The organism is uncultured Tateyamaria sp. (assembly GCF_947497045.1).
Taxonomy (GTDB): domain Bacteria; phylum Pseudomonadota; class Alphaproteobacteria; order Rhodobacterales; family Rhodobacteraceae; genus Tateyamaria.
Genome location: NZ_CANMEU010000015.1, coordinates 1 through 12,576, shown reverse-complemented (window position 1 = coordinate 12,576; position 12,576 = coordinate 1). Strand labels below are relative to the sequence as shown.

Sequence of the window (12,576 nt, the reverse complement as noted above, 5' to 3'; positions counted from 1 at the left end):
TTTATGCGCGATATTCAAATATGCGCATTTAACTTAAGGAATGGATCAGCACATGATCTCGCGTCGTGATTTTCTTCAGGTTGGCATGGCGGCATCGGCCATGGTGGGTGCCTCGGGCTTTGGCAATTGGGCGCGTTTGGCAGCACAGCAGACTCTGTCGCAGGACGGGCTTTTGCAGTTCGAAACTTACGGCAATGTGTCACTGATCCATGTGACGGATATTCACGGCCAGCTCAAGCCACTGCATTTCCGTGAACCATCAGTAAATATCGGCGTGGGAGACAACAAAGGCGTTGTGCCCCACGTGACCGGTGCCGACTTTCGCCGGCTCTATGGGATCGAGGATGGGAGCCCCAGCCACTACGCGCTGAGTTCTGAAGATTTCTCCGCTCTGGCAAAGACATATGGCCGTATTGGTGGTTTGGATCGCATGGCAACGGTGATCAACGCGATCCGTGCCGACCGGCCTGATGCGATTTTGCTGGATGGTGGTGATACCTGGCATGGCTCCTACACCTGTCTCAAGACCGAAGGTCAAGACATGGTGAACGTGATGAATGCGCTCAAGCCCGACGCGATGACCTTCCATTGGGAATTTACGCTCGGGTCTGAACGGGTGAACGAGATTGTTGAAAGGTTGCCCTTTGCCGCCCTCGGGCAGAACATTTTTGATTCCGAATGGGACGAGCCCGCTGAGTTGTTCAAGCCCTACAAGATGTTTGAACGTGGCGGCACCAAGATCGCCGTCATCGGACAGGCCTTCCCCTATATGCCTATCGCCAACCCCGGTTGGATGTTCCCCGAGTATTCCTTTGGTATCCGTGATGAAAACATGGCGGCGATGGTCGAAGAGGTACGTGCCGCCGGTGCCGAATGTGTTGTCGTGCTTAGCCACAACGGCTTTGACGTGGACAAGAAGATGGCCAGCGTTGTGCCCGGCATTGACGTGATCCTGTCGGGCCATACCCATGATGCGCTTCCCGAGCCTGTGCTGATTGGCGAGACGATCATCATCGCATCGGGATCCAACGGAAAGTTCGTCAGTCGCATAGATCTCGATATTCGGGACGGGCGCATGATGGGCTACAAGACCAAGCTCATTCCGCTGTTTTCGGACGTGATTGCGCCGGATGCCGATGTAGCGGCTCTGATCGATGCGCAACGCGCACCTTACGCGGCAGAGATGGCAGAGGTCATCGGTCAGACCGACAGCCTGCTTTATCGACGGGGTAACTTTAACGGTAGCTGGGATGACTTGATCTGCGATGCGCTCATCAGCGAGCGGGATGCTGAGATCGCCCTCAGCCCCGGTGTGCGTTGGGGGCCATCCTTGATCCCCGGTCAGGACATTACGCGCGAGGACATCTTTGGCGTGACATCCATGACTTACGGAGAGGCCTATCGGACCGAGTTCACAGGGGAATTCCTGAAGGTGGTTCTGGAAGATGTGGCTGACAATATCTTCAACCCAGATCCCTACTATCAGCAGGGCGGTGACATGGTGCGCACGGGCGGTCTTGGCTACCGCATCGACATTTCCAAACCCCAGGGCGCGCGGATTTCCAACATGACGCTGCTTGGCACGGGTACACCGATTGATGCGGCCCGCAACTACGTTGTTGCCGGATGGGCCAGCGTCAATGAGGGCACCGAAGGTCCGCAGATCTGGGACGTGGTGGAAAGCCATATCGCCAAGCTTGGCACCGTCACGGTGCAGGAAAACAACAGCGTCGAAATCGTCGGCGCCTGACCCGAATTACAGGAGACATTGAAACATGGATGAGATGTTCAAACCGTCCCGCCGCGCGTTTCTGAGAGGAAGTGCTGCAATGGCTGCGGGGTCCGTTGCCGGAGCCGCCGCTGCACAAGAGGCGGACCCGCTGATCACCGAATTGCAGGATTGGGCGTCCTACACAGGCGTCGGAGTGGACGAAGTCCCTTACGGCATGCCCATCGAGTTCGAGAAGCATGTGGTGCGCCGCAACGTGGAGTGGCTGACCGCTTCGCCCATCTCTTCGATCAACTTCACACCGATCCATGCGCTTGACGGCACGATCACCCCGCAAGGCTGCGCTTTTGAACGTCACCATTCCGGTGCGATTGAAATGCGCAAGGAAGACTATCGGTTGATGATCAACGGGCTGGTAGAGACACCGCTGGTCTTTACCTATGACGACATCGAACGCTTGCCACGCGAGAACCATGTTTATTTCTGCGAATGTGCCGCGAATACCGGCATGGAATGGGCGGGCGCACAGCTGAACGGTGTGCAGTTCACGCATGGCATGATCCACAACATGGAATACACGGGCGTGCCGTTGCGGGCGCTGCTCAAGGCGGCGGGCGCTGATATATCACCTGACAAATGGGTCTATGTGGAAGGCGCGGATGCGTCCTCGAATGGCCGTTCCATACCGATGGAAAAGGCGTTGGACGATGTGCTGGTGGCTTTCAAGGCCAACGGCGAGGCGCTGCGGATGGAACATGGCTACCCTGTGCGTCTGGTCGTGCCGGGCTGGGAAGGCAACATGTGGGTCAAATGGCTGCGCCGGATCGAGATCACGGACATGGCTGTGGAAAGCCGAGAAGAGACCTCGAAATACACCGACGTTCTGGAAGACGGCACCGCGCGCAAGTGGACCTGGGTAATGGATGCAAAATCCGTGATCACGTCGCCCAGCCCTCAGATGCCGATCAAGCATGGGCCGGGGCAGACGGTCATTTCAGGTCTTGCATGGTCCGGTCACGGGCAAATCAACCGCGTGGATGTGTCCAAAGACGGCGGCATTTCCTGGGAAACCGCACGTCTTGGCAAGCGGGGCGACACCAAAGCACTTACCCGGTTCTATCTCGATACCGAATGGGACGGCGCGCCGATGCTGCTCCAGGCCCGTGCAATGGACGACACCGGCTATGTCCAGCCAACCAAAGAGCAACTGCGCACCGAGCGTGGTGAGAACTCCGTCTATCACAACAACTGTATCCAGACCTGGTACGTGAACGCAGAAGGGATCGCCGAGAATGTCGAAGTCTCCTAACATCTTCATTCCCGCTTTGGGTGGCACCGCACTGGCTGTGGGCCTGGCGTATGGCGTTGCGTCGCGCGACTATGGTGCCGACAAGATCGAGCTTTTGGAGACCCGTTTGGGCCAGGTCGAAGCCAACGCCATGACCGCAACCGAAAAGGCCAAAGCTGAAGCCGCGCGGGCTGCGGAGCTAGAAGCCAGGGTTGCTGAGATGCACGCCGCTGCCGCAGAACGCAGTGCAATAGCTGTAAATCTGACAGCGCCGGAGATCGACGGTAGTCTTGCGATTGGTCGCCCCGCCCTGCCCGAAGAAATTGCGGCTTGGGACGTTGATGTTCTGCCTGACGGTAGGGGTTTGCCCGCGGGGTCAGGAAACGCATTTGATGGCGAGGAAATATTCGTTGACAAATGTGCCGCCTGCCATGGCGACTTTGCCGAAGGTGTCGACAACTGGCCGGTGCTGGCGGGCGGTTTTGACACGTTGGGTGACAAGGACCCGGTCAAGACTGTCGGTTCTTACTGGCCACATCTGTCGACGGTCTGGGACTATGTGAACCGATCCATGCCCTTTGGTGAGGCAGGCACGCTCACCCCGGATGAGACCTATGCAATCGTTGCTTATATTCTCTATTCAAACGACCTGATTGACGATGAGTTCGAGCTGACCCGAGACAACCTCGGCACTTTCGAGATGCCGAACGGTGGCGGGTTTGTTATCGATGATCGCCCCGCGCAGGAATACGCGAAATGGCGCACAGAGCCTTGCATGGAGAACTGCAAAGAAGAGGTCGCTGTCACGATGCGCTCTGTCTTCCTTGTGGAAACACCCGAGGAGGGTGGCAGTGAATCGACGATGAACCATGCCAGCGTGGAAGAGTTGCCAACCTTCTCTGCGGCGGGGCCTTCGTTTATTCCGGTCGCCGCTGAAAAGCCGCGGGAAGATGCACCCGCGGAAACACCCACTGAAGAAACAGAGGCAGCAGCGGCAACTGAGCCCACAGATGGTAATGCGGAACTTGTGGCGGCAGGTGAGAAAGTCTTCAAGAAATGCAAAGCATGTCACCAGATAGGTGAAGGTGCCAAGAACCGGTCAGGACCACAGCTTAATGCGCTGATGGGCCGAACAATGGGTGCCGTTGACGGCTTCGAATATTCTGCGGCGTTTCAAGACGCCTTGGATGCCGGGCGGATCTGGGATGAGGCATCGTTGGCCGGATTTCTCGCCAAGCCCAAGGCGTACATGAAGGGAACCAAGATGTCCTTCTCGGGCCTCAGGAAAGACGGTGATGTCGAGGCCGTCACCGAATACCTCAAGACGTTCGGGGAATAGTAACGATGAAGTCCATTAAGTGGTTCTCCCTGTCGGTTGCAGTGTCCGTGTTTGTCACGGGCGCTGCGGCTGAAGTTGTCGGTGATCCTGAGCGGGGCCAACAGGTCTATAAAAAATGCGCAAGCTGCCACATGGTGGGGCCCGAGGCCCGCAACAGGGTGGGTCCGGTGCTGAACAACATCCTGTCGGCGCGCGCGGCTGGCGTTCCTGAATTCAAGTACTCGGAAGCGATAAAAGAGGCCGCTCAAGATGGGCTGCATTGGACAGCAGAGACCCTCGACGCCTTCCTGCAAGATCCCAAACAAATGGTCCCACGCACAAAGATGAGTTTTCGGGGCCTCAAGAGCGAAGAAGACCGCATTGATGTGATTGCCTATCTGGCCAGCTTTTCTGGTGGCGCCATGGCCGCACAGGTGGATGAGGGGTTTGTGATTTCCGCAGATATCCTGGCCATAGAGGGCGATGTCGAGTACGGCGAATACCTGTCATCGGAATGTACCACCTGCCACCAGGAGAGCGGGTCGGACGATGGCATTCCCGCCATTGTGGGTTGGGAGACCGACGATTTCGTAACAGCCATGCATGCCTACAAACAGAAAAACCGGGAGCACCCGGTCATGCAGATGGTTACAAGCCGTCTGTCCAACGAAGAGATTGCTGCACTCGCGGCATATTTCAAGAGCCTCGAAAATTGAGGCCACTTTAGGGAGGAGACCCATATGACTATAAACAGAAGACTTTTTATCGGGACGGCTGCGGCGGCATCAGCCACGCTGGCGGCACCTATGGTTCTGGCCGATGGCCACGCCGAGCCGCGCGTGGTCGTCATCGGCGGCGGTGCCGGCGGCGCAACGGCAGCGCGCTATATCGCCAAGGACAGCAAAGGTGCTGTCGACGTGACATTGGTTGAGCCCACGCGTACTTACTTCACCTGCTTTTTCTCCAACCTGTATTTGGGTGGGATCAAACAAATGGATGACCTTGGTCATTCATATGGTGGTCTCGCCGCTGCCGGCGTGAATGTCGTACATGATTGGGCCGTTGATGTGGACCGCGACGCAAAGACCGTATCATTGGCGGGCGGCGCGACCCTCGGCTATGACAAGCTGATCCTCAGCCCCGGCATTGATTTCGTGGATAACGCTGTCGCAGGCTGGGATCTGAATGCGCAGAACGCAATGCCCCATGCCTACAAAGGGGGTTCGCAAACCGAACTTCTCAAAGCACAACTGATGGCAATGCCCGAAGGCGGCACCTTTGCCATGGTGGCACCGCCAAACCCATACCGCTGCCCTCCCGGGCCATATGAGCGGGTGTCGATGGTTGCGCATTACCTCAAGGCCAACAACCCCACAGCCAAGATCATCGTGGCGGATCCCAAGCCGAAGTTTTCCAAAATGGCGTTGTTCCAGGAAGGCTGGGCAGATCATTACGAGGGTATGATCGACTGGATCGGCGAAGACTTCGGTGGCGGCAATGTCAGTGTCGATCCTTCTGGCATGACCTTGAGCATCGACGATGAAGAGACAAAGGTTGACGTTTGCAACGTGATCCCCGCCATGAAGGCCGGCCGCATTGCACAGATTGCTGGCGTCACGGATGGAAACTGGGCACCGGTCAACGCAGCGGACATGTCCACGAAGGCAGACGCGGATGTGTATGTGTTGGGTGACGCGAGCCAGCAGGGTGATATGCCGAAATCCGGTTTCGCTGCCAACAGTCAGGCCAAGGTCTGCGCCAATGCGGTTCGTGGTGCGCTGACGGGGTCAAAAGTATTCCCCGCCAAGTTCGCCAACACCTGCTGGTCACTGATCGATACCAACGATGGCGTCAAAGTCGGTGCCACTTATGAGGCGACAGACGAGAAGATTGCCAAGGTTGACGGCTTTATCTCCACAACAGGTGAAAGCGCGGAAGTGCGCCAGACCACCTACGAGGAGTCCGAAGGCTGGTACGCAGGCATCACTGCCGACATGTTTGGTGCAAAAGTCTGAGCAATGAACGCAGGTCCCGATTTCAGCTCGGGGCCTGTTTCATCATTCCGCCAAAAGCAGCGGCACGTTTCGGGGATGACCCGAGATCCGAATTGATTCTCGCACTATTCTGCTTTGGGGCTATCAATGTGCAGGCTCAAGAGGCGGTTAGGGGCCAAGCCCCTTTGGCAACGCCGCATCGCCGCCATTTCTCGGGCGGGCGGATATCCAAAACAGCATGAGTTCGCCCAAAGCCGCCTTTTCAGAGGCTTCAGGTACGCTGAGGACAGGTGTTTATGCGAAAACAGCTGCGGTTGCGATCATCAGGACAACAGCCGCGACAGCCACAAGACCCATCACCCAAAGGAAGCGTTGGATCAGCAGTCTTGGCACGTCTTGAGGCCAAGAACTTTGTAGATGGGGCAGAAATTCACGAAGGCGGTACCGACGAAGACCAGGCCGAGATAGCCCCAGATGCCGACTGTTCCTGTCACCGCCAGTAATGCCAAAAGTGCACCAAGCACGAGGCGGGCGATGCGGTCGAATTGTCCAAGATTGCGTGTCATGCGTTAAGGTTCCTGTTGTTGCATGGGATGCATTCAAACAGGATCGCGCAAAACGATCAGTGACTGTGTCACATTTCATTGCGTGTTTCCGTAGCTTGCCAAGGCTGATGGCTGAAGAACGCTCACAGAACCGCGACCGATCTCTATCCAGCCGCGTGCTTCAAAGGACTTCAACGTGCGCGAGACGACTTCACGTGCCGTGCCAAGCTCTTGCGCAAGCTCTTGTTGTGTCATCCGGATGTTCGATGTTTCGCGCTGCGCCAGCCAGCGGGCCAGACGAAGATCAGTGCGGTGTTCCAGAAGGTCGTCGATGACATCGGTCAATTCTCCGACCCGCGCGGCGAACCCGCGAAAGACAAGCGCCTGAAACCGCAGATCCGTGCCGAGCAGTGTGCGAAACTTGTCCGCTGATATCGCGGCTGCGGCGACTGCGCCTTCGGCATAACCATAGCCCGAGTATGGCTTGCCGGACAGCAAGCACGTGGTTGTCAGCACACAGCTGTCACCCGCCTCAACGCGGTAAAGTACGACAGTCCGCCCGGCACCGTTTGTCTGTTCGACCCGCACCGCACCGGATTTCACGATCAGAAATGCGCGCCCTTCATCACCCGGTCGAAAAAGGCATGCGCCATCGGGTGCCTCAAGGCGATCGCCTTTGGCAAAATATGCCGAAAGATCATGCGGTACAGGTGAGGTCACTCAAATTCCATCTGCTCGTAAACGCGGCCCGCATTGCGGGTGGCAAGTTCATCGAACGTATCAAGGTGTCTGTAAGGGCTTTGATCCACGTAATAGGCTTCGGCCAGATCTCCGCCATTGTCCAGATGTTCGCCGACTTTCTCGCGTAGATAGACAAGGTAGTCCCGCGTATAGCGACGCACCTGTGCCATATTCGTGGGCGTGCCATGACCCGGGATGACGTAGGTCGCGTTTAACGCCTCAAAACCGTCATCCCAGGTTTCGATCCAATCATGGACAATAGTCTCCTCAAAGATTGGCAGCATACGTTGATGAAAAGCCATGTCACCGGCAATCACCATGCTTTGCTCCGGCAGCCAGACCTGCGTGTCACCGGGGCCGTGCGCGGGTCCAAGGTGAAGGACTTCGATGGTGAAATCACCCATTTCGATAACGCGTTTGTCTTCAAACGTCTCCGTTGGCAGGGCAACAAAGGTGCCGTCTGCCTTGTCACGGTTGTAGCGTTTCATACCTTCCAGGATCCGGTTGCCACGTTCTTCGAACTCATGGGCAGCATCCACATGCGCCAAAATGGGAACGCCCTGTTCCGTCCAATAGGAATTGCCCAGCATTGCATGGCCCTGACCGTTTTCGTCGATCACCAGTTTCACTGGCTGATTGGTGATCGTTCGGATTTCCATGTGCAGGGCCTTGGCCAGAATGTAGGCCGCGCCTCCGTTTATCACGATCACCCCGTTGCCGGTGATGATGAAGCTGAGGTTGTTGTTATGGCCCGAGTTTTCATATGTGGGCGGGGCAGTGGCCCCGATGGCGGACCAGACGTTTGGAATGACCTCAATGGGTTTGGAATAGAGCGGCGAGCCCGGGTACTGGTCGGGAATATCCTCATCCGCCAGAACCGGGTGCGCCATCAGGCAAAGCAAGGCAACCCACCGCATCATCATGTGCCCACAAAGCGGTAACCATCGCCGTCACGCTCCACCCGACCCATACCGCCACCGGGCAGGTGAAAGCCGATCACGGCCATCTGTTCTGCGGCCAGTCGGTCCAGCAGCATCTTGCGAGATTTGACGCCCAACGTACCATCCTGATCAGAGCCGCTGATCCATTCAGGTTTTCGGGACGCCACATGATGATTGCCGATTGCATCACCGATAATCAGAGCAGAGCCGGACCCCTTGCGGACCTCGAACGCCATGTGCCCCGGTGTATGACCCGGTGATGAAACAGCCGAAATGCCGGGCAGAACCTCATCACCATCATCAATAAGCGCGACCGCATCTTCGATCGCCTCCATCCGGCGTTTTGCCCCCACGGCAAAGGCGGCACGCGCTTCCCCGATTGTGTTGACGGTTTCAGGGTTCCACCAATAATCCCATTCCGCACGTCCCATTATGTAGGTCGCCTCCGAAAACAGGGGCTCATCAAAATCATCCAGAAGCCCCCAGATGTGGTCCGGATGGGCGTGGGTGAAAACCACATGAGTCACATCTTCGGGCCCGAGACCTACTGCGTCGAGGCTTTCGACAATTTTGCCAGCCGTCGGCGCGAAATCCGGTCCCGAGCCAACATCGAACAAGACTGTGTTCGTCCCGTCGCGATAAAGTGCCAGATTACATTCAGGGGCCAGACGTTCAGATGAGATCCCAAATTCTGTGAGAATCGGCGCAAGCTCAGTTTTTGGCATCGGCTCGAAAATCAGCTCCGCAGGTAGAACCAGATTACCGTCACTCACAGTCGTGAGTGTTGCATTACCGAACGAGAGCTCTGCCTCGGTAACCAGAGGAAAGGAGGTGACAAGGGGCAGGGTGGCCGCACCTTGCAACACGCTTCGGCGCGAAAATGGCATTTCAATCCTCTCGATAAATTCTTGTATACGAATATGAATGTGTCTATCGCGAAAGGCAAGAATTAGCTTGTTGAACGCATCGTACACAGGAACGTGAGAGTGTCTTTGTGACAGTGTCACTTTTTGGCGTCTGGTATAGTCTACGCCCTTATCCGAATGCCCTGTTGTCGAGCGCCGAGTATCCGATGGAATTTATCTTTGCCTACCTTGCTGGTCTATTGACGCTGATCAATCCCTGCGTCCTGCCAGTCTTGCCAATCGTTCTTGTCGGTGCCCTGAACGCAAGCAAGGCCGGGCCAGTCGCGCTTGCTGCCGGCATGAGTGTTTCGTTTGTTACATTCGGCGTCCTGGTGACCACTTTCGGAGCGGGGATCGGGCTGACACAGGACCGGTTGGCGCCGGTCGGCGCGGTCTTGATGATCGCGTTCGGACTGATCCTTGTAACCCCGGCGTTTGCGCGACGTTTCGAGGTGGCGACTGCGGGCATGGCGGCGGGTGCAGATATGAGGATGGACGGCATTGATACAGGTTCTCTATGGGGGCAATTCCTTGGCGGATTGCTGTTGGGCACAGTTTGGTCGCCCTGCATCGGACCAACGCTCGGGGGCGCTATCGCACTGGCGTCACAAGGTGAAAGCCTGGGCTATGTCACCCTCATTATGTGTGCGTTCGCTTTTGGTGTATCGACGCTGATCATCGGCCTCGGCCTTGGTGCGCGCGAAGCAATCCGAACCCGCGCCCAAGCATTGCGCGGCCTCGCGGAACGCTCCAAACCCATCATTGGGGTTACCTTCATTACAGTTGGTGCAATGCTGCTCTTCAAGGTTCATCACGTCATCGAAGCATGGCTGCTGGATATCATGCCAATCTGGCTGCAAGACTTGTCCGTCGCCCTCTAGAAAAGGAACACGAAAATGAAACGACGTCACCTCCTGGCAACTCTGGCCGCCGCGACAGTCGCACCGCTTTCTGCACTGGCAGCCAACTTCACCGATTACAAACCCGGCCTGATCGAAGCCGCATTGGCAGATGGCAAAACGGTATTCGTTGACTACTCTGCGCCATGGTGCAGTACGTGCAAGCGCCAAGAACGGGTTATCAATGGGCTGCGCGCTGAGAACCCGTCCTATGACGCGGCGATGACCTTTGTGAAAGTCGATTGGGACACTTATAAGAACCATGAAGTGACAGTGTTTCGCGGGATACCGCGTCGGTCAACACTGATCCTATTGCGCGGCGAAGACGAACTGGGCCGCATTGTCGCAGGCACCTCTCAGTCACAAATCAAATCGCTACTGGATGCTGGTCTCTAGCCCACAATCCAATTGGTAGGAATTGGTGATGCCCACGAACTCAAAAAACAATTACACCCGTCGCTGGATGCTGGGCACCGGGCTTGCAGCGGTGGTGGGCGGCGGCACTTTTGCGGCCACGTGGTTCAACATCTTTGCAGATGCCGATGCCAAAGGCGCACTTTCGGTAGAAGCCGCCGACGCACAGGCGACAAAAGGGGAAATCTATCTCATTGATATTCGCCGTCCAGATGAATGGGAACGCACGGGTGTCGGACAATCGGCCATACCCATCGACATGCGCCGCAAGGATTTCGAGGCAACACTTCAGGCGCTGTATGACAAACAAGGCATAAGGCCCGTCGCTTTGATCTGCGCCAGAGGCGTTCGTTCCGATCGCATGAACACGCGTCTGAAAGCTGCTGGATTCACCGATATCCTCGATGTGCCGGAAGGTATGCTTGGGTCCGGTGCCGGTCCCGGCTGGATCGCCCGCGACTTACCGCTCAGATCGCCAACAACTGCCGAACTGAATGGGCAAGTTCCGGTGAGCCTGTGACCGTGATCACACCCGGAAATTTGCGAAAGAAGGTCGTCCTTGTGGGGGGTGGCCATACGCATGCCCTGGTGCTTCATGTACTGAAAAGGGATCCACTGAGAAACGTGGATCTGACCGTCATCAACCCCGGCAAAACCGCGCCTTACTCTGGTATGTTGCCCGGTTTCGTCGCCGGTCACTATCAACGCGATGATCTGGATATCGATCTTCAAGAACTGGCTGATCGTGTTGGGGCAACACTCATTGATGGCCGCGCAGTAGGTATGGACGTCGACGAGGGGCATGTCATTCTGCAAGACAAGACCAGGCTGCCATATGATCTGGCGTCCGTTGATGTTGGTATCACGTCGCATATGAAAGCACTTCCGGGTTTTGCCGAAAACGGCATTCCGGCCAAGCCGCTGGCAGAGTTTGCATCTCGTTGGGATACCTATCGATCTGCCGAGGGCCCTAAGAACGCGGCGATCATCGGTGGGGGTATCGCCGGAGCAGAAATCGCTATGGCAATGGCCTTTGCCCTGCGCAACGACCCGAACGATGTTTCCATCAAGCTTTTGGATCGCAGTCAGATATTGTCGCACAACAGCAAGACAGCCCAACGACTTGTGCGACAGGCGCTATTGCGGAACTCGGTTGAGCTTCTGGAGGGTGCCAACGTGGCCGAGGTGACGCCATCTTCTGTTGTCTTCACGGATGGCACGTCTATTGACGCAAACTTCGTTGTCGGGGCTGCGGGTGCCACACCTCACGATTGGGTCAGGAATACTGGGTTACATCTGAAAAACGGTTTCATCGAAGTCGATGCAACGCTACAAACCAGTGCGCCGGGCGTGTTTGCAGTTGGCGATTGCGCGCACATGTCTTTCGACCCACGACCAAAGGCCGGTGTTTTCGCCGTAAGGCAGGCACCCGTTCTGACGGCCAACCTGCACCTGTCCCTGTCTGGTGGGGCTCTGCGAACCTACCAGCCGCAATCCGACTATCTAAAGCTGGTTTCACTCGGAGGAAAACACGCCTTCGGCGAGAAAACCGGATATGGGTTTTCAGGTCACTTGATGTGGCGCTTGAAGGACAAGATTGATCGTGACTTTATGCGGCAATTCTCAGCATAGACGCGTCATTCCCTTGAAGTTGGACCAGCGAAAGGTACCGAAGTCGTTGGACAATGCCTGAGGGTCACAGAGATGGAAATTCTTCTCTATTTTACATAACAAACCTTATAGGATTTTGGAATATACCGGGGTGGATTCACAAACGAAGTGCGAATTCTGTATTAAAACAG

At 56.4% G+C, this 12,576-nt stretch carries 13 protein-coding genes; 9 read left to right on the top strand and 4 right to left on the bottom strand.

Going from position 1 to position 12,576, the window contains the following annotated elements; translation table 11 throughout:
- Positions 1–52 precede the first annotated feature (52 nt).
- Genes soxB through Q0859_RS19560 form a run of 5 tightly spaced genes read left to right on the top strand, consistent with a single transcriptional unit; the run spans position 53 to position 6,350 of the window.
- The gene (gene soxB, locus Q0859_RS19580; protein WP_299154555.1) at positions 53–1,750 is read left to right on the top strand and encodes a thiosulfohydrolase SoxB; all 1,698 of its coding nucleotides are present in this window, start codon (positions 53–55) and stop codon (positions 1,748–1,750) included.
- Between the two features lie 25 nt (positions 1,751–1,775).
- Positions 1,776–3,038, top strand: a complete 1,263-nt coding sequence (gene soxC / locus Q0859_RS19575; protein WP_299154457.1) for a sulfite dehydrogenase — start codon at positions 1,776–1,778, stop codon at positions 3,036–3,038.
- Positions 3,022–4,356 carry a c-type cytochrome gene (locus Q0859_RS19570; protein ID WP_299154455.1) on the top strand — a complete coding sequence of 445 codons (1,335 nt, stop codon included), beginning with the start codon at positions 3,022–3,024 and terminating at the stop codon, positions 4,354–4,356. Before soxC ends, Q0859_RS19570 begins: the two co-directional genes overlap by 17 nt.
- A 5-nt stretch (positions 4,357–4,361) precedes the next feature.
- Complete coding sequence (locus tag Q0859_RS19565; protein WP_299154453.1) at positions 4,362–5,051, top strand: c-type cytochrome; 690 nt, start codon at positions 4,362–4,364, stop codon at positions 5,049–5,051.
- A 24-nt stretch (positions 5,052–5,075) separates the two neighbouring features.
- Entirely contained in the window at positions 5,076–6,350 is a 1,275-nt protein-coding gene (locus Q0859_RS19560) for an NAD(P)/FAD-dependent oxidoreductase (protein ID WP_299154451.1), read from the top strand.
- 356 nt (positions 6,351–6,706) lie between these two features.
- Here the strand turns inward: Q0859_RS19560 and Q0859_RS19555 are convergent, their stop codons facing one another.
- From Q0859_RS19555 to Q0859_RS19540, 4 genes are all read right to left on the bottom strand, one after another.
- Positions 6,707–6,895, bottom strand: coding sequence for a DUF2892 domain-containing protein (locus Q0859_RS19555; protein WP_299154449.1), 189 nt, complete (start codon positions 6,893–6,895; stop codon positions 6,707–6,709).
- Positions 6,896–6,970: 75 nt separating this feature from the next.
- Positions 6,971–7,594: a Crp/Fnr family transcriptional regulator gene (locus tag Q0859_RS19550; protein WP_299154447.1), complete on the bottom strand. Its 624-nt coding sequence runs from the start codon at positions 7,592–7,594 to the stop codon at positions 6,971–6,973.
- A complete protein-coding gene (locus tag Q0859_RS19545; protein WP_299154445.1) occupies positions 7,591–8,535 on the bottom strand; it encodes an MBL fold metallo-hydrolase in 945 nt (314 codons plus the stop codon). The genes Q0859_RS19550 and Q0859_RS19545 overlap by 4 nt, the downstream gene beginning before the upstream one ends.
- Positions 8,535–9,443, bottom strand: coding sequence for an MBL fold metallo-hydrolase (locus Q0859_RS19540; protein WP_299154443.1), 909 nt, complete (start codon positions 9,441–9,443; stop codon positions 8,535–8,537). The genes Q0859_RS19545 and Q0859_RS19540 overlap by 1 nt, the downstream gene beginning before the upstream one ends.
- 107 nt (positions 9,444–9,550) lie before the next feature.
- On the opposite strand from Q0859_RS19540, the gene Q0859_RS19535 reads away from it, so the two are divergent.
- From Q0859_RS19535 to Q0859_RS19520, 4 genes are all read left to right on the top strand, one after another.
- On the top strand, positions 9,551–10,342 hold the full coding sequence (locus tag Q0859_RS19535) for a cytochrome c biogenesis CcdA family protein (RefSeq protein WP_366523234.1): 792 nt from the start codon (positions 9,551–9,553) through the stop codon (positions 10,340–10,342).
- A 15-nt stretch (positions 10,343–10,357) separates the two neighbouring features.
- Positions 10,358–10,756: a thioredoxin family protein gene (locus tag Q0859_RS19530; protein WP_299154442.1), complete on the top strand. Its 399-nt coding sequence runs from the start codon at positions 10,358–10,360 to the stop codon at positions 10,754–10,756.
- 67 nt (positions 10,757–10,823) lie between these two features.
- Complete coding sequence (locus Q0859_RS19525) at positions 10,824–11,294, top strand: rhodanese-like domain-containing protein (protein WP_299154441.1); 471 nt, start codon at positions 10,824–10,826, stop codon at positions 11,292–11,294.
- A complete protein-coding gene (locus Q0859_RS19520; RefSeq protein ID WP_366523233.1) occupies positions 11,291–12,406 on the top strand; it encodes an FAD-dependent oxidoreductase in 1,116 nt (371 codons plus the stop codon). Before Q0859_RS19525 ends, Q0859_RS19520 begins: the two co-directional genes overlap by 4 nt.
- The last annotated feature ends 170 nt before the right edge of the window (positions 12,407–12,576 follow it).